This is a genomic window from Streptomyces sp. NPDC004539 (assembly GCF_040610055.1).
GTDB lineage: Bacteria > Actinomycetota > Actinomycetes > Streptomycetales > Streptomycetaceae > Streptomyces.
Genome location: NZ_JBEXLS010000010.1, coordinates 61,150 through 77,944, shown reverse-complemented (window position 1 = coordinate 77,944; position 16,795 = coordinate 61,150). Strand labels below are relative to the sequence as shown.

General features: G+C 73.2%; 12 protein-coding genes. 7 read left to right on the top strand and 5 right to left on the bottom strand.

Annotated features, from left to right (window positions below; translation table 11 throughout):
• Positions 1-138 precede the first annotated feature (138 nt).
• Complete coding sequence (locus ABZX85_RS21710) at positions 139-1,164, top strand: ATP-binding cassette domain-containing protein (RefSeq protein WP_355870881.1); 1,026 nt, start codon at positions 139-141, stop codon at positions 1,162-1,164.
• Positions 1,161-1,976: an ABC transporter permease gene (locus ABZX85_RS21705; RefSeq protein ID WP_355870878.1), complete on the top strand. Its 816-nt coding sequence runs from the start codon at positions 1,161-1,163 to the stop codon at positions 1,974-1,976. Before ABZX85_RS21710 ends, ABZX85_RS21705 begins: the two co-directional genes overlap by 4 nt.
• Here ABZX85_RS21705 and ABZX85_RS21700 read toward each other — a convergent pair.
• Positions 1,957-5,019: a BTAD domain-containing putative transcriptional regulator gene (locus ABZX85_RS21700; RefSeq protein ID WP_355870875.1), complete on the bottom strand. Its 3,063-nt coding sequence runs from the start codon at positions 5,017-5,019 to the stop codon at positions 1,957-1,959. The genes ABZX85_RS21705 and ABZX85_RS21700 overlap by 20 nt on opposite strands.
• 38 nt (positions 5,020-5,057) lie before the next feature.
• Complete coding sequence (locus ABZX85_RS21695) at positions 5,058-5,930, bottom strand: hypothetical protein (RefSeq protein ID WP_355870872.1); 873 nt, start codon at positions 5,928-5,930, stop codon at positions 5,058-5,060.
• Between the two features lie 182 nt (positions 5,931-6,112).
• On the opposite strand from ABZX85_RS21695, the gene ABZX85_RS21690 reads away from it, so the two are divergent.
• The gene (locus ABZX85_RS21690) at positions 6,113-6,748 is read left to right on the top strand and encodes a hypothetical protein (protein ID WP_355870869.1); all 636 of its coding nucleotides are present in this window, start codon (positions 6,113-6,115) and stop codon (positions 6,746-6,748) included.
• Here ABZX85_RS21690 and ABZX85_RS21685 read toward each other — a convergent pair.
• Positions 6,731-7,528, bottom strand: a complete 798-nt coding sequence (locus ABZX85_RS21685) for a putative protein N(5)-glutamine methyltransferase (protein ID WP_355870866.1) — start codon at positions 7,526-7,528, stop codon at positions 6,731-6,733. The two genes, ABZX85_RS21690 and ABZX85_RS21685, sit on opposite strands and share 18 nt — an antisense overlap.
• Before the next feature lie 275 nt (positions 7,529-7,803).
• On the opposite strand from ABZX85_RS21685, the gene ABZX85_RS21680 reads away from it, so the two are divergent.
• Positions 7,804-8,214, top strand: coding sequence for a MarR family winged helix-turn-helix transcriptional regulator (locus ABZX85_RS21680; protein WP_355871438.1), 411 nt, complete (start codon positions 7,804-7,806; stop codon positions 8,212-8,214).
• A gap of 82 nt (positions 8,215-8,296) precedes the next feature.
• On the top strand, positions 8,297-8,878 hold the full coding sequence (locus tag ABZX85_RS21675; protein WP_355870864.1) for a hypothetical protein: 582 nt from the start codon (positions 8,297-8,299) through the stop codon (positions 8,876-8,878).
• 663 nt (positions 8,879-9,541) lie between these two features.
• On the opposite strand, the gene ABZX85_RS21670 is transcribed toward ABZX85_RS21675, so the two are convergent.
• On the bottom strand, positions 9,542-10,105 hold the full coding sequence (locus tag ABZX85_RS21670) for an EF-hand domain-containing protein (protein WP_355870861.1): 564 nt from the start codon (positions 10,103-10,105) through the stop codon (positions 9,542-9,544).
• Positions 10,106-10,409: 304 nt separating this feature from the next.
• Between ABZX85_RS21670 and ABZX85_RS21665 the strand changes: the two genes are divergently transcribed.
• Entirely contained in the window at positions 10,410-11,789 is a 1,380-nt protein-coding gene (locus ABZX85_RS21665) for a glycoside hydrolase family 43 protein (protein ID WP_355870858.1), read from the top strand.
• A gap of 43 nt (positions 11,790-11,832) precedes the next feature.
• Here the strand turns inward: ABZX85_RS21665 and ABZX85_RS21660 are convergent, their stop codons facing one another.
• A complete protein-coding gene (locus tag ABZX85_RS21660) occupies positions 11,833-14,709 on the bottom strand; it encodes an FG-GAP-like repeat-containing protein (RefSeq protein ID WP_355870856.1) in 2,877 nt (958 codons plus the stop codon).
• Positions 14,710-14,956: 247 nt separating this feature from the next.
• Here ABZX85_RS21660 and ABZX85_RS21655 point away from each other — a divergent pair, with 247 nt between their 5' ends.
• Entirely contained in the window at positions 14,957-16,495 is a 1,539-nt protein-coding gene (locus ABZX85_RS21655) for an MFS transporter (protein ID WP_355871435.1), read from the top strand.
• The last annotated feature ends 300 nt before the right edge of the window (positions 16,496-16,795 follow it).

Here is a 16,795-nt window from a genome sequence, read left to right as displayed (position 1 = left end):
CTCCGCCCGCCCCATGACGCCCCGCCCACCATGACGCCCCGGCCCTCATGACCCCCCGGCTCACCCCGCGCCACCCCACCCGGCCCCCTGAAACCGCGCTGAAACCACGGTGAACCGCCCCCACCCCACGCTCTCCCCATGACGACGACCGACACCCCCGCCCTCGCGATCGAAGCCGAGGGCCTCCACAAGGCGTACGGCGAGAAGCAGGTCCTGACCGGCATCGACCTCCGCGTCCCCACCGGCACCGTGTTCTCCCTCCTCGGCCCGAACGGCGCCGGCAAGACCACGGCGGTCGGCATCCTCTCCACCCTCCTCACGGCGGACGCCGGCCACGCGCGGGTCGGTGGTCACGACGTCCGCGCCGCCGCCCACGCCGTCCGCACCACGATCGGTGTCACCGGCCAGTTCTCGGCGGTGGACGGCCTGATCACCGGCGAGGAGAACATGCTCCTGATGGCCGACCTGCACCACCTCCCCAGGCAAGAGGGGCGCAGGGCCGCCGCCGACCTCCTCGCCCGCTTCGACCTCACGGACGCCGCGAGGAAACCCGCCTCCACCTACTCCGGCGGCATGAAACGCCGCCTCGACCTCGCGATGACCCTGGTCGGCGGCCCCCGGATCATCTTCCTCGACGAGCCGACGACCGGCCTCGACCCCCGCTCCCGGCACACCATGTGGGGCATCGTCCGCGAGCTGGTCTCCGACGGTACGACCGTCTTCCTCACCACCCAGTACCTGGAGGAGGCCGACGAACTCGCCGACCGCATCGCCGTCCTGGACGGCGGCCGGATCGTCGCCGAGGGCACCCCGGCGGAGCTGAAACGCCGGGTCCCCGGGGGCCACGTACGCCTGCGCTTCACCGATCCGGCGGCCTACGAGCGCGCCGCGACCGCCCTGCGCGAGACCACCCGCGACGACGACACGCTCACCCTCCAGATCCCCAGCGACGGCAGTCAGCGCGAACTCCGGGCGGTCCTGGACTGGCTGGACTCCGCCGGCGTCGAGGCGGACGAGCTCTCCGTCCACACGCCGGACCTGGACGACGTCTTCTTCGCCCTGACTACGGCCACGACCCCCGCCACGACCCCCGCCACGGCCACCACCGCCACCGCCACCGCCACCGCCAAGAGCACGAACACCCCCAAGGAGCACGCCCGATGACCACCGCCCCCTCCCCAGTCCCCTCCCCCGCCCACCCCCTCCGCGACAACCTCACCATGCTCCGCCGCAACCTCCTCCACGCCCGCCGCTACCCCTCCCTCACCCTCAACATCCTCCTCACCCCGGTCATCCTCCTGCTCCTCTTCGTCTACCTCTTCGGCGACGTGATGAGCGCGGGCATCACCGGCGGCCCGGCCGACCGCTCCGCGTACGTCGCCTACATCGTCCCCGGCATCCTCCTGATGGCCATCGGCGGCACCGCGCTCGGCACGGCGGTCTCCGTGTCGATGGACATGACGGAGGGCATCATGGCGAGATTCCGCACGATGGCGATCTCCCGCGCCTCCGTCCTCGTCGGACACGTCCTCGGCAGCGTCCTCCAGACCCTCGCGGCGCTGACGGTCCTGCTGCTGATCGGCGTGGCCATCGGCTTCCGCCCGAACGCGAGCCCCCTGGAGTGGCTGGCGGCGGCCGGTCTGCTGGCCCTGGTGAGCCTCGCGCTGATCTGGTTCGCGGTCGGCATCGGCCTGGCCTCCCCCAACCCGGAGGGCGCGAGCAACCTCGGCCTGCCCCTGATGATGCTGCCGCTGCTGTCGAGCGCGTTCGTCCCGGTGGACTCGATGCCGGGCTGGTTCCGCTGGTTCGCGGAGTACCAGCCGTTCTCCCCGGCCATCGAGACCCTGCGCGGCCTGCTCCTGGGCACACGGATCGGGACGACGAACGCGGTGCTGGCACTGGCGTGGTGCGTGGGCCTGTCGGTGCTGGGCTACTTCTGGTCGAAGGCGCTGTTCGTCAGGGAACCCAAGCACTAGGGAGTCCGAGCAGCAGGGAGTCCAAGCGCTGAAGCGCCTCCTCCCGCCCCCACCCCGCACACTCCGCCCGCGCCGCCGCGTACCCCTCCGCGTCCACCCGCTCGGCCGCCTCCCGGGCCCGCGCGGCGGACAGCGCGGGGAAATCCCGGGCCACCGGCACGAGTTCGCTGAGCGCCACCACCCGCACCGCCCCGGCGTCCCCCTCCGCGAGCCCGGCCAGCGCGAGGGCGAGCACGACGGCCCCGTACGAGGCACCCGGCGCGAGGCCGCCCAGCAGTCCGCGCAACTCCGCGACCAGCTCGGTCACTTGGTCGAGCCGGCCGTGCAGGGCGTGCGCGGCGACCGCCCCGGCGCGCACCTCCAGGGACCACTTCAGCAGGAAGGGGTCGTCGAGATCGGCCGTCCGGATCTGCTCGGCCGTCCGCCGCCACAGCCGCAGCCCCGCCTCGACGCGCCCCCGCGCGAGCAGGATCTCCGCGCGGGCGCCGAGGTCGGAGCCGAACGCCTCGACGGTCTCGGGCTGCCGGTCGAGCGCGGCGAGCCCGTACCAGTACTCGGCCTCGTCGACCCGCCCGAGCTGGAGGCAGGCGAGGACGAGGGCCCAGCGCACGCCGACGGGGTCGGACCAGTCGTTGTGGGTGCCGTACTCGCCGAGCGTGTCGTGGGCGGCGCGCAGATGCTCGTACGCCTCCGCGCCGCGTTCGGTGCGCAGGCAGAGTTCGCTGATGCGGCCGTGGGCGAGGACCTGGAGGGCGGGGTTGGCGTAGCGGCCGAACGCGGCGAGCATGCGGCGGGCGTGGTGCAGGGCGCGCGAGGTGTCCTGCGCGGCGTCCCAGACATAGCTGGCGAACACCGACGCGGTCCCGGCGAGCAGCGGTTCGTCCGAGGCGCACAGCTCCGTGAGCCGTTCGTAGCCGGGCGGGTGGATCTCCGGCACGGCGCGCAGCACGACGGCGAGGGCGCGCGGCACGCTGTCCGGCGGGGCGGGCGGCAGCCGGCGCAGGGTCACCAACTGCCGTACGGCGTGCGGTCCGTGGGCCATGAAGAGGGTGCCGGTGGCGACGACGGAGGCGCTGCGGAGGGTCTCGATGTCCGCGGGGTCTTCGGGGTGGTGGTGGGAGAGGGGTCCGGAGGTCTCCTCGATGAGGGCGGCGAGGCGGGCGTAGTGGGACTCGGTGGCCCACAGGGAGCACAGGACGGCGGTGGTGGCGGCGGTCGTCGCGCCGTCGGAGCGGGCCAGGGCGTGGCGCAGGGCGAGGAGGAGGTTGTCCTGCTCGGCGCGGATGCGGTCCCAGGCGGGTACGGGGGCGTCGGCGAACAGGACGTCGTGGTGGGCGCGGCCGAAGTCCCGTGCCCAGCGCAGGAACCGGTCGGTGACGGCGGCCTCCTCGCCGGCCTCCGCGCGCCGGCCCGCGCCGAACTCGCGGAGGGTCTCCAGCATCCGGAACCGGGTGCCGAGCGGCCCGTCCGCGACCTTCAGCAAGGACTGTCCGGTGAGCTGTTCGAGGAGGTCGAGGGGGTCGGCGCCGTCGAGGAGGTATCCGGCGGCCTCGGCGTCGAAGCCGCCGGGGAACACCGACAGGGCGCGCAGGGCGGTGCGGCCGTCCGGTCCGAGGAGGTTCCAGCTCCAGTCGACGACGGCGCGCAGGGTGCGGTGGCGTTCGGGGGCGTCGCGGGCGCCGCCGGAGAGCAGGGCGAACCGGTCGCGCAGCCTGCGGGAGACGTCGGCGACGGACAGCACACGGACGCGGGCGGCGGCGAGTTCGACGGCGAGCGGCAGTCCGTCGAGGTGCGCGCAGATCTCGGCGACCGTCGCGGCGGGCAGCTCCACCCCGGGGCGCGCGGCGCGTGCCCGCTGCGCGAACAGTTCGGCGGCGACCTGCGGTGTCAGCTCGGGCAGCGCGTACACGGACTCCGAGGTCAGCCCGAGCGGGGCCCGGCTGGTGGCGAGAATCCGCAGCTCCCGGCAGCGCGCGACGAGCGTGCGGACGAGGTCGGCCACCCCGTCGACGACGTGCTCGCAGTTGTCGAGCACGAGCAGCGCGGGCCGCGCCCCGAGCGCCGCGTACAGCCCGTCCGCGGTGCTCGTCCCGACGACGGTGGCGACCTCGGCGGCGACGTCGTCGTCCGTGGTGACGCCGGCCAGCGGGACGAAGTGGACGACGGGCTGCTCGGCGGCATGGCTCACGGCGTGCGACAGCCGCGTCTTGCCGAGCCCGCCGGGTCCTACGACGGTGACGACCCGTGCGGTGCGCAGCAGTCCGGCGACGGCGGTGACGTCGGCGTCCCGGCCGAGCAGGGGGTTGGGTTCGTGGGGTACGCCGTGCCGGACGCGGGGCGCGTCGGCGCGCAGCAACTCCTCGTGCACGGCCCGCAGTTCGGGGCCGGGTTCGGTGCCGAGGGTCTCGCGCAGGCCGCGCCGGTAGGTGGCGTAGCGGCCGAGCGCGGCGGCGCCGCCCTCGCAGCGCAGGAGGGCGGCGAGCGCCTCCTCGTCGCGGGGTGCCTCGCGCAGCACCTCGGCGAGAGGGGCGAGGGCCTCCTCGCGGCGGCCGAGCCGGGCCAGGGCGAGAGCGCGTGCGCGGACCAGGGCCCGGCGGGTGTGGGCGCGGTCGGCGCGCAGGGCGCCCAGCGGATCGTCCGCGCTCTCCCCCACCGCCCCGTCCCACAGCGCGAGCCCCGCCTCGGCCCGCGCCAGCGCCCCCGTGTGGTCCCCGGCCCGCGCGCACCGCGCGCTCGCCGCCTCGTGCAGCAGCAGGACGGAGCTGTCGACCTGGCCGGCCTCGAAGGCGAGCCGGTAGCCGCGCGGGGTGCTGACGACGGTGCCGGCGCCGACCTGCGCCCGCAGCCGCGAGACGAGGATCTGTACGGCCTTCGCGGGGTGCTCCGGCAGCTCCTCGGGCCACAGCCCCTCGACGATCCGTCCCGTGCCGCAGCCGGCGGACAGCTCCTCGGCGAGCAGCGCGAGCAGTCCGCGCAGCCGGGGCGCGGTGATCTCCCGGCCCCGGCAGGAGACTCGGCTCAGCAGGGTCAACTCGGTGCTCACCCCGGCAGGTTACGGCCCCGCCGGGGTGCCCGCGCGGGTCAGCTCCTGGTGAAGCGGTACGTCTTGCTGTCGGTCAGCACGCAGAAGCCGGGCGAGATGACGATCACGCGGAGGGTGCCGGTGCGGCGGTCGTAGTCGATGCCCTCGGTCTCGAAGCTGCCGGAGCAGCCGCTGCGCAGGGGAAGCTGGCGCAGGGCGGTGACCCGGCCGGAGACGTTGGAGGTGCCGTTGGGCTTGGCGGCGAGGTCGACCTGGAGGAGGGGTTTCGTGATGCCGAAGAGGGTGCCGGCGGGGTCGTCCGAGGAGCACAGGAGGGTCGTGGGGCCGGAGAAGTCGCAGCCCTGGACGTCGCGGACGGGGCGGTCGAGGGTGACGGTCGTGACCCAGGGGAGGTTCGTGCCCGGGGCGGTGGCGGGGTTGATGCCGGGGGTGGGGAAGACGAGGAAGCGGGTCATCGTGCCCCACTCGCCCGCGAGCATCCACTGCCCGTCCGGGGAGATCGCGACCCACGAGTTGTTGAGGGCCTCGCCGGCGCCCAGCGCGTGGACGTACTCGGACCAGGTGCCGTTCGGGGACTGCACGCGGAACATCTTGGAGCTGCCCGAGTCCTGCTGGTAGGGCTCGATGTAGGTGCCGTCGTAGGCGGCGTCGGGGTCACCGACGTGGTTCCAGCCGCGGATGCTGACGCCGATCGGGATGGTGCCGATGCCGGTGTAGCGGAAGGGGCTGTTCGCGGGAACCTCGACGGAGGTCAGCCCCTGGCTCTCGGTCAGCGGGTCGGCGCGGTCGGAGCCGACCTCGGTCCAGGTGTCGGCGGCCGACGCGGGCGGCGCGGCAGAGAGGGCGACGGCCGCGGCGGTGGCGAGGGTGACCAGGGCGGCGCGGACGCGGCGGGCAGGGCGAAGGGGCATGAGGGGCTACTCCTGGGTAGGGAGGGGTTCGGCGGAACAGTGTGGCGAACGGCGAAGGGCGTGTACACCCCATCCACGAGGGCGAGTTGGGGAATTCCGGCCGACTCACAGGTTCGCGTTACCGGCGCCTTACGCCCGCCGCCGGACAATCGCGGCAAGGCTCCGTACGAGGAGGGTGGACCGTGACGCACGACCCCGAGCAGGAACAGCCCCCGGAGATCCTCGGCAGCGGACCCGAGCGCGCCCCTTCACGGCTGGCGGGCGTCTGGCGCCGCCGCTCGACCCGCGGCCGGGCGGTCATCGCCGGTACGACGGTGGCGGTCCTGGCGCTGGGCGGCACCGTCGCCTATGCCGCGACGAACGGCGACTCCTCGCGTCCGGCGGCCCCGAGCGCGGCCCCGTCCGGTGCTCCCTCCGGTGCGCCGAAGGACCGGGACGGGCTCCGCTTCGGCTGGTTCGGCCTCGGCGGCGCCGTGCACGGCGAGGCGACCGTCAAGGACGGCTCCGACTGGGTCGTCCGCGTCTGGCAGCGCGGCACGGTCGAGCAGGCGGACGGCGGCAGACTGACGGTGAAGAGCGACGACGGCACGTCGTGGACGTGGACGCTCGGCAAGGACGTCAAGGACGCCGACGGCGCGAAGAAGGGCGACACGGTCTCCGTCGTCGGCACCCGCGACGGCGACACCCGCACCGCGGACCGGGTGCTGACGGGTTCGTTCACGCAGAAGTGGGAGCACCGCTTCGGCGGGCCCCGGGACCACGGCACCCCGGACCCCGCCCGGTCCGGCGGGCCCGTGCGGTCAGACTCCGCCGCCTGACGGCCGTACCCCGGTCACGACGTGCGCGTACAGGTCGTCGTCGTACTCCAGGCGGGTCGTGAGGCCGCCGGTCCGGAAGGCGTCGACGGCCGCGGGGGCCTGCCGTTCGCTGGTCTCGACGAGGAGGCAGCCGCCGGGCGCGAGCCACTCCCGGGCCTCGGCGGCGACCCGGCGCAGGACGTCGAGCCCGTCGGTGCCGCCGTCGAGCGCGACGAGGGGTTCGTGGTCGCGGGCCTCGGCGGGCAGCAGCCCGACCTCGCCGCTCGGGACGTACGGCACGTTCGCGGCGAGGATGTCGACGCGCCCGCGCAGCGTGTCCGGCAGCGCGGTGAACAGGTCGCCGGCGTGGACCTGTCCGCCGTACGGCGCGAGGTTGGCGCGCGCGCAGTCCACGGCGGCCGGGTCGACGTCGGCGGCGTGCAGTTCGGCGGGTGACAGGGCGGCGGCGAGGGCGGCGCCGACCGCGCCGGAGCCGCAGCACAGGTCGACGACGACCGCGGCGCGCGGGACGGCGTCGAGGGCGCGGTCGACGAGGTACTCGGTGCGGCGGCGGGGGACGAAGACGCCGGGGGCGACGGCTATCCGCAGTCCGGCGAAACCGGCCCAGCCGACGACGACTTCGAGGGGTTCACCGGCCGCGCGGCGCGCGACGAGGGCGGTGAGGTGGGCGGGGGTGCGGGCGGCGGAGAGGATCAGCTCCGCCTCGTCCTCGGCGAAGACGCAGCCGGCGGCGCGCAGCGCGGAGACGACGGAGGGGCGGGCGGAATCCGGGGAGGTCATGGCGGACCGAGGGCCTTTCGGGGCGGCGAAGGGCGCTCGTACGGTTCCCTACGGCCGGCGGTCCGCGCCGGTACGGAGGGGGAGCACCCGTGCTGACACTGCGGTGATGGGTCCCACCTCCTCGGGGTCTCGTGATCGGGTCCGTCTCGATCGGGCGTCACCCTACCCCACGGGCCTCGCGGGCGGGCCCCGGGCATCCGGTTGTACTCTGCAACCAGAGGTGTGAGGGAGGTCCGGCAGTGGATTCCGAGGCCGTGGAGACCATCCAGCGGGAGATGACCGCGTTCGCCCGGCGGGCGCGGGCGAGTGCCGGGCGGCTGCATCCCGAGCTGACGCTCGTGTCGTACACGCTGCTCGGGCATCTGGAGGAGAGCGACGGGGGGCGGGCGACGGATCTCGCCGCGCACTACGGGCTCGACAAGTCGACGATCAGCCGGCAGGTGACGGCGCTGGAGCGGGCCGGGCTGATCGAGCGCCGGCCCGACCCCGCGGACCTGCGGGTCCACGGGCTGCATCTCACCGACGCCGGGCGGCGGATTCTCGCGCAGGTCACGGAGAGCCGGCGCGGGGCGTTCCGGGAACGGCTCGTGGGGTGGGAGGAGGCCGATCTGGAGCGGTTCGCGGGGTATCTGGTGCGGTACAACGCGACCGCGGAGGCCGACGATCAGGCCGGGGCGGGGCAGTAGCGCGGAGTGCCGTTCGGCGCGCGGGCGGGTGGGGCATGCTCGGAGGACGTGCACCCGGCCGGCGCAGCGAAGGGGAACGGAGATGGACCTGTGGACGCAGGACGAGTTCGGGGAGTCCCACGGAGGGTACGCGGGGGCGGTGCTCGCGGACGGGAGTGAGCCCAAGCCGGTCTACCTCGACTTCGGCTCCAGCGCGGCGAGCATCGTCGAGACCCGGGAGTGGTGGGCGTACGACGGGCGGCTGTCCCGTCCGCTCGCGGCGGGTTTCCGGGCCGCCTGCATGTGCGGGTGGCGCGGGACGCCGTACCCCGTCGACCGGGCGGGCATGTCCTACGACGAGCTGTCCGAGGTGGACGTGCTGGCCGCGTACGAGGACTGGGGCGAGCACATCGACGCCGTCGAGCGCCGGGCCATCCCCGTCCCCGACGATCTCTCCGACGCCATCGACCGCCTCCATCTCCGGCTCGCGGGCCTCGCCGACCAGGCCCCCGTCGCCGCCCTCCGCGCCATCGGCGACCTCGAACGCCTCACCCACGCCGTCGCCCGCGAGGCCGCCTACTCCATCAAGGACGACGAGCCCGACTGGGAGACGGTCGGGGTGGCACTGGGCCTGGACGCGGAGAGGGCCCGGAGGCTGACGTCGCATTATCTGTGGCGGACGTAGGGGGAGAACGGGCCCTGGACGGGGGCTCGGCACGGGGAGACCGGGCAGCTTTTCGCCCAGAGCGGGCGAGCCCGGCTCGGGAAGGCCAGGCGGCTTCACCCAGAGCGGGCGAGCCCGGCCCGGGAAGGCCGGACGGCTTCACCCAGAGCGGACGGGCTCGGCCCGGGGAGACCAGGCAGCTTCACCCAGAGCGGGCGAGCCCGGCCCGGGAAGGCCGGACGGCTTCACCCAGAGCGGACGGGTCCGGCTCGGGGAGACCAGGCAGCTTCACCCAGAGCGGACGGGCTCGGCCCGGGAAGGCCGGGCGGCTTCACCCAGAGCGGACGGGCTCGGCCCGGGAAGGCCGGGCGGCTTCGCCCAGAGCGGGCGGGCTCGGCCCGGGGAGACCAGGCAGCTTCGCCCAGGGCGGGTGGGTCTGGCTCGGGGAGGCCGGGCTGCTTCGCTCGGGGCTTCCTCGAACGGTGCGGGCGGGTCTGTTCGCGGGTCGGCGCGGCCGGGTGGCCGGTGTTCGCCGGGGCGGGGCTCGGGAGCCCCGGTCGTCGGCCTGGGCCGCCTCGGGCAGCCGTCCGTCCGGTGCCGGGGGCTCGTGCCTGACGTCCCCTCCGGCCCCGCCCTCCCGCGCCCGGCCCTTCTGCCGGACTCGCGCTCGGCGGCCCCCTGCGGCTACCCCCGGTCCAGGGGATGCACCCCCGTCCACCAGTTGCCCGGGGCCTCGGGGTCGCGGCTGGTCCAGTATTCGAGGACCGCGGTGGTGAACTCCTCGGGGGAGAGGGTGCCGTCGGCGTCGCGGTCGAGGTGGCGGAAGGCGTTGTCGGCGGTGGCGCGGTCGAGGCCGGGGAAGTGACCGGTGTGGAAGGCGAAGAACTCGTCGGGGTCGACGACGCCGTTGCCGTCGGCGTCGGCCACCGAGAGGAACACCTCGGCGAGCCGGCCCACGGTCGCGGCGGCGGCCTCGGGATCGTCGGCGAGGCCGCGGGTGGAGGCGATGAAGTCGTCCCGGCTCACGGCGTCGGCGCCGCCCGCGAACGGCTGGTGGAGGTCGCGCCAGATCCCGACGTACGCGTCGACGATCACCCGCTCGGCGTCGCTCCCCTCCTCGTGCCCGAGCGCCCGCGCCGACCTGCGCCCCATGAGGACGTGGTCGTGTTCGGTGAGCCGGCCGTCGCCGTCGGCGTCGAGTTGGTCGAATCCGCGGGCGATCTTCACGGTGAGCAGGTCGTCGTTCAACGAAGTCCCCTTGCTGTACGCGGTCGTTGCGGCTGAGCCCTGCCAGGATCACGCGCCCGGCACCCTCCGCGCGCGGGCCCCGGCCCACTTTCACCCCCGGGACACAGGTGTACGACGGGCCCGCACGCCCGGGTCGCCTCACAACTCCCCCACAGGCGACTCCCGTTCCTGTCAGAAGCATTGACCTCCGTTGCCGTGCGGCCTACCTTCTGATCGATTTCCCGAACTATGTCCGGGATTTCGGACATCACCCTGCCTGAACGCACCATTCCCGCACGCTCCTACCCCCGCACGGAGATCAAAGATGAGCGAACTCCCCCACCTCTCGCGCCGCGGTCTGCTCGCGATGGGAGCGGCCGTGCCCGCCGCGCTGATGCTGGGCGGCGGTACGGCACACGCCGCGGACTCGGCGTACGCGATGTGCTACTTCACCGAGTCGACGAACCTCGGGGACGGCACGGACTACGGGCTGCATCTCGCGGTCAGCCCGGACGGGCTGAACTGGACGCCGCTCAACCAGAACAACCCCCTCGTCACGCCCACGGCGGGGGCGCTCGGGCTGCGGGACCCGTTCGTCATGCGCAAGCAGAACGGCGCGTTCGTGGTGCTGGCGACGGACCTCAAGGGGACGGACTGGAGCTACAACAGCCAGTACATCCACGTCTGGGACTCGCCCGACCTGCGGACGTTCACCGGGTACCGGCGGCTGAAGCTGCACGACATGACGACGCACAGCTGGGCCCCCGAGGCGTTCTGGGACGCGGGACGCCAGCAATACGCGGTGATCTACTCGGCCGTCAACTCCAGCGGCCACAACGTCATCATGGTCAACTACACGACCGACTTCGTGACTGCGTCCGCCCCGCAGGTCTTCTTCGATCCGGGCTACGACGTGATCGACGGGGACATGGCCGTCGGCGTGAACGGCTACAACTACCTGTACTTCAAGAAGAACCAGACCCTGGTGAGCGCCCGCTCGACCAGCCTGGACCCGGGCAGCTTCACCGAGTACAGCGCGGGCGTCGCCCACGGCGGCACCGAGGCCCCGACGATCGTCAAGTCCCTCACCAGCAGCAGCCTGTGGTGGCTCTGGGGAGACACGTACACCCCGAACGGCGTCTTCTACGCCTGGCAGTCCACCAGCCCCGCCACCGGCACCTGGACCGCCCTCGACCAGAAGACGTACACGCAGCCGGTCAACTCCAAGCACTGCGGCATCGTCCCGATCACGACGGCCGAGTACGACAACCTCCTCGCCAAGTGGGGCGCCCCCGCCTGGAACCGGCTCAAGTCGTACAACTTCCCGGCGCGTTACGTGCGCCACTCGAACTACGCGGGCCGGATCGACGAGTACCCGATCGAGCCGTACAAGGACTCGCTGTGGACCCTGGTCCCGGGTCTCGCGGACAGCTCCGGCGTCTCCCTGCGCTCGGTCAACTACCCGGACCGCTACCTGCGCCACTCCAACTACGTCCTCCAGCTCGACGTGAACGACGGCACCTCCGCGTTCGCCGGGGACGCCACCTTCTACCGCACGGCCGGCCTCGCCGACGCGAGCTGGGCGTCGTTCCGTTCCTACAACAACCCCACCCGCTACATCCGCCACTACAGCTACGCCCTGCGCATCGACCCGATCACGACGGCGACGGAACAGCAGGACGCGACGTTCCGCGTGGGCTACTAGGAGCCGGGTCGGTGAGGCCGCGCGGCCTCACCGACCGGTCAGGTCACCAGGTGTAGACGCCTCCGTCCAGCGGGGCGGGGGCCGTCCCCGCGAGCGGCGAGAGCACGGTCAGCGTGCGGGACGTGCCGGAGACGTGGCCGGCGCCGTCGCCGGGCCACCAGCGGGCGGCGCCGGAGGAGTCGACGGCCGCGAAGTCGGTGCGGCCGTCGGAGTCCACGTCACCCGTGAAGTAGCGGCTGTACGCGGCGAAGGACGTACCGGACGCCAACTGCTGGGCGGCGGCCAGGCCGCCCTTGCCGTCGCCCTTCCACCACCACAGGGTGCCGTTGGCGTCGACGGCGGAGACATCCGTGTTGCCGTCGTTGTCGAAGTCGCCGGTGGGGACACCGGAGTAGCCGGAGAACGCCGTGCCGGGGAACAGTTCCTGACGGGCGCCGAAGGTCCGGTCGCCGTTGCCGGGCCACCACCACAGGTGGCCGTCGAAGCCGAGGCCGACGACGTCGGTGAGGCCGTCGGCGTTGAAGTCGCCGCCGGAGACCGCCTTGACGGTGCTGAACGAGGTGCCGGACATCAGGACCGTGGGGGCGGACAGGATGCCGTCGCCCTGCCCGAGCCAGAAGTTCAGCTGTCCCTGGTCGTTGATGGCGATGAGGTCGCCCAGGCCGTCGTTGTTGAAGTCGCCCCGGGCTGGGTGGAAGGACGAGCCGAAGGTACCGCCGATCAAAGTGCGGTTCTCCAGGCGCCGTTCACCGGTGGTGGCGTCGCCGAAGCCCCCGAAGTACCAGAGGTTGCCGTCACTGGTGCGGTTGAAGACGTCCATCTGCCCGTCGCCGTCGGTGTCGTCCCAGGCGCGGGTGTCGGCCTCGCCGGTCTCGAAGGGCAGGCGGAGCAGCGGGGCGGTGCCGGAGTAGGTGTCGCTGGTGGCCGCCGCGGAGATCTCCTGGGAGCTGAGCGCCCGGTTGTAGAGCACCACGCTGTCGATCGAACCGGCGAAGGGCTGCGCGCCGTCGAGTCGGTTGCCGACCTCCAGCGGCTGGGGGCGGGCCGGGGAGACGGCGCCTGCCGGCGCGGTGTCGGTGTCGACCTTGGCGCCGTCGATCCACAGGCTCAGCTCCTGGCCGGACCGGACGAGGGCCACGTGGTGCCAGGCGTTGTCGTTGTAACTGGACGTCGAGGTCAGGTTCCTGCTGCCGGAGGCCGTGGTGGCGTTGGCCACGATCCGGTTCTGTTCGGGTTCCGCCCGTATCCAGAGCTGTGGCAGGCCCGCGCCGACGCCGAAGCCCCAGAGGATGGCCCGCAGCCCGGTGGTGGAGTTGTACTTGAAGTCGGCGGCGGCCGTGAAGTCCCCGCCGAGACCGGCGTACGCGGGGCTCGGTGTGACGTCGACGAAGCCCGCCGAGGTGTCCGGGGCGAGGGTCAGCGCGCGGCCGAACTTGCCGGCGGTCAGCCGGGCGCTGCCGCGCAGGACGGCCGCGTTGCCTCCGGCGATGTCCGGGGTGCGGGCGCCGGTGACCGGTCCGGTGATGACGGTCTGGCCGGCGGAGACGACGGTGAAGCGGACCGAGGTGCGGTCGTACAGGGTGGCGGGGTTCTGCCACGGGTCGGGCCCGGCCTCGTAGATCACTCCGAGACCGCCGGACGCGGTGCGGGTGAGGTCGGAGTAGCCGGCTCCCGCCTTGGCGATGGTCAGGCCCTGGGCGGGTGTCTGCCAGGTGACGCCGTCGTCGAAGGAGGAGCGGAGTTTGAGGGTGCCGTGGAGCCTCGGCTTCGCGGGGTCGTGGTAGACGGGTTCGGTGATCACCAGCTGGTTGAAGCTGTCCCCGCGCAGGACGCTGTTGAGGGACAGCACCGGGGCGAAGAGCGTCGCGCCGGGCAGGTTGGCCTTGGTCGCCGGGTTCCAGGTCACGCCGCCGTCATCGCTGATGGCCGTGGTGCGGTTGGTGCCCGCCGTGGCGGCGGCGTCGGTGTCGGCGTTGTTGTCGCGGGAGGTCATGTAGAGCTTGCCGTTGGCCAGTTGCGCGATGCTGGCCTCGCCCACGGACAGGGGTGTGGGGTTGCTCTCGGTGATGACGAGGCTGTTGCTGGTTCTGGCTCCTCGATGCCAGGTGGTTCCGTGGTCGTCGGTGTAGATGGCGGAGGCGTGGTGGCCGTCGTTCGCCCACGTCCCGTTGTCCGCGATGCTGCCGTTCTGGTACGCGGGCGCCAGCAGCCGGCCGTCGGGGACGGCCGAGGTCGGCATCAACTGGATGCCGTGTCCCGGTCCGGGCTGGAGGAAGCGCATGCCCTGCAACTCGGTGGCGGGCTGGTTGTTCTGCCGGGGGTTCACCTGGCTGGTGATGTCCGTCCGGTCCACCCAGGTCTGGCCGTTGTCACGGCTGTACATGGCGAACGTCTGGATACGGTTCGGCTGGCCGTCCGGGCCCGTGATGCCCCCGTTGGTGACCAGCCGCACGCTGTAGAGCAGGACCACCTGGCCTTCGACCTGTCCCGTGGCCGGGTTCTTGTAGGTGGCGTCGACGATCGGGGTGGGTTGAGCGTTGATGGCCGCCACACCCGGGTTCGCGGGGTCGCTGGTCAGACCGCGGGCGATGATCCGGGGCGCGGTCCAGGTGGCGCCGCCGTCCGTCGAGGCGCGGCTCACGATGTCCATCTCCTGGGTGTCCAGGCAGGTGGAGCCCAGCCGGGCTTCGGCGAAGGCGAGCAGCGTCCCGTTTCCGGTGCGGACCACCGAGGGGACCCGGTAGCAGGTGTAGGTCCGGCCACTGATGGCCGTGTTGGAGGTGAACAGGGTCGTCTGGCTGGGCAGTTGGGGTGGCTGCGCGGTGATGACGGGCGCCGCGGCGGCGGGTGGCGGGGCCACCAGTGCGGCGGCGGCGATCAGCGGCAGCAGCAGACCGCGGACGACGGCTGAGAGTTTCATGGGGGGAAGCTAGGCGAGTGCGGGGACACGGTCCACCGAAATGTCGACCCGCATGCCGGTTCGTGTCGCAGATCCGTACGGAGCCCCCCTCGGATGTCGGATTTCCGGCGCCGGGCCCGCTGTGACCCGGTCTCTCCCGCTCCCGTGGCGGAAAGTTGCCCCCAGCGACAACAGGGCAAGGAGAGATTCCGTGAACGTCTCGACCACGACGGACACCCCGCGCGAGCGGCGGGCGGCGACGCTCGTGATGGCTTGTGTGGGGGTGTTCGTCGCCTATCTGCCGGTGACCACCGTGTCGGTGAGTCTCCCGGCGATCCAGCGGGCGCTGCACGCGTCGACCGCCGAACTGTCGTGGGTGAGCGACGCGTTCGTCCTGCCGATGGCGGCGCTGATCCTCACGGCGGGGGTGTTCGGCGATGTGCACGGCCGCAAGAAGGTGTTCCTCGCGGGTCTGCTGTTCAGTGCGGCGGGCGCGGCGATCGCACTGTCGGCGCGGTCGATAGAGATGCTGTGGGTGGGACAGGCGGTGTCGGGCACCGGCGCGGCGGCCCTGCTGCCGACCACGCTCGCGCTGATCAGTCACGCGGTGCCGGACCACCGGGAGCGCGGCAAGTTCGTCGGTCTGTGGGCGACGTCCCTGATGGGGGCGCTCGCGCTCGGCCCGGTGATCGCCGGGCTGATCCTGGAGCACTTCGCGTGGCGCTGGATCTACCTGCTGCCGGTCCCGGCCTCGCTGCTGGCGCTCGTCCTGGTGGCCCGTTTCGTCTCCGACTCGAAGGCCCCCGGCTCCCGGCGGCTGGACTGGCCGGGCCAGATCAGCGCGGCGGTGGCGATCACGGCGCTGGTGTACGGCGTCATCGAGGGCGGCGCGGGCTCGTTCACCGACGCGAAGGTGGTCGTCGCGCTGGTGCTGGCGGCGCTCGGCGCGGTCGTCTTCGTGTTCTCGGAGCGGCGCAGCGCGAGCCCGATGCTGGACCTGAAGCTGTTCCGCTCCCCGGCGTTCACGGCGACCACGCTCGTCGCGATGATCAGCTTCCTCGGTCTGATCGGCTTCTTCTTCGCACTGAGCCTGTACTTCGGGATGGTCCAGCAGCTGACGACGCTGGAGTCGGCGGGCCGCATGATCCTGGTGACGCTGGCGGCGATCCTCGTCTCCCAGCCGGCGTCGCGCCTGATGCACCGCTGGTCGCCGCGTGTCCTGATCACGGGCGGTCTGCTGCTGACGGCGGCCTCGCTGCTGACGCTGACGTCGGTCGACGCGCACACCTCGTACGGCTCCCTGTCCTGGCGGCTGCTCCTGCTGGGCGCCGGTCTCGGGTTCGTCATCACGCCGATGACGGCGACGGCGGTGGCGTCGGTGCCGCATCGGCTCGCCGGGATGGCGGCGGCCGGCAACAACGCGTTCCGGCAGGTCGGCGGGGCGCTCGGGCCGGCGGTGCTGGGGGCGGTGCTCAGCACGAAGGCGGCGAACGCGCTGCCGGGCCACCTCGCGGACGCCGGTGTCTCCGAGGCCGCCGCGCGGCGGATCGGCGCGGCCGTGGACGAGGGCGGGCTCGGCGCCGTCGCCCGCCTGGACCTGGGGGCCGAGCGGGGGCGGGCGCTGGGCGCGCTGTCGGAGGCGTTCCTCGACGGGCTGCACCTGTGCCTGATCATCGCGGCGATCCTGACGACGCTCGCGGCGCTGGTCGCGGCGGTCCTCCTGCGCCGCCCGCGGCCGGGCCCGGCCTCGACGAAGGTCGCGGGCTCCCCGGACCGCGAACCGGCGGAATCCTCCACACCGGCCTGACCCGAGGGCCGGGGCTCACCCGAAGTGCCGGGGCTCACCCCGGGAGCCCCGGCTCGGCCCAGAACGGCTCACGCCAAAAGGCCAGGCTCGCTCCAAGCGTCTCGGCTCACACCAGCAGCCTCGGCCCGCCCCGAGAACCCCGGCCCACCTCTGAAGTCCCGTCCCACCCCACGAGACGCGGCTCGGCCCAGAACGGCTCACGCCGAGAGCCTCGGCCCGCCCCGAGAGCCCCGGCCCACCCCAGCGCACCCGCCCCGATCCAGCATCCGCGGCCTCGTGCCGGAGCCCCGTACGCTCCCG